1 protein-coding gene is annotated in these 413 nt (G+C 61.3%); it reads right to left on the bottom strand.

From position 1 onward, the window contains the following. Nucleotides 1–413: hypothetical protein (locus tag M3629_RS28555; RefSeq protein WP_285889068.1), on the bottom strand; the 413-nt coding region annotated here is incomplete at both ends.

The raw sequence follows: 413 nt of genomic DNA, 5'->3' as shown, positions 1-413 counted from the left end.
CTCCGGTTGCGCCCGTAATGCTTGCACCGGTGTCTCCAGTGACCCCGGCTGTGCCCGTTGCACCAGTCTCCCCGGTTTCACCCGTCGATCCCGTGACTCCCGTTGCTCCGGTTGCGCCCGTAATGCTTGCACCGGTGACTCCAGTGACCCCGGCTGTGCCCGTTGCACCAGTCACCCCGGTTTCACCCGTCGATCCCGTGACTCCTGTCGCTCCGGTTGCGCCCGTAATGCTTGCACCAGTGACTCCAGTGACTCCGGCTGTGCCCGTTGCACCAGTCACCCCGGTTTCACCCGTCAATCCTGTTACTCCTGTGGCTCCGGTTACTCCAGCAATACCGGTTGCACCCGTTACTCCTGTTTCCCCAGTGACACCAGTTATACCTGTCGCCCCTGCACTTGCTAATAACGTATAG

Source organism: Paenibacillus polysaccharolyticus, from assembly GCF_023714295.1.
Taxonomy (GTDB): Bacteria; Bacillota; Bacilli; order Paenibacillales; family Paenibacillaceae; genus Paenibacillus; species Paenibacillus polysaccharolyticus_A.
The sequence above is the reverse complement of the archived record's forward strand: the minus strand, read 5'-3'. Positions and strand labels throughout refer to the sequence as shown.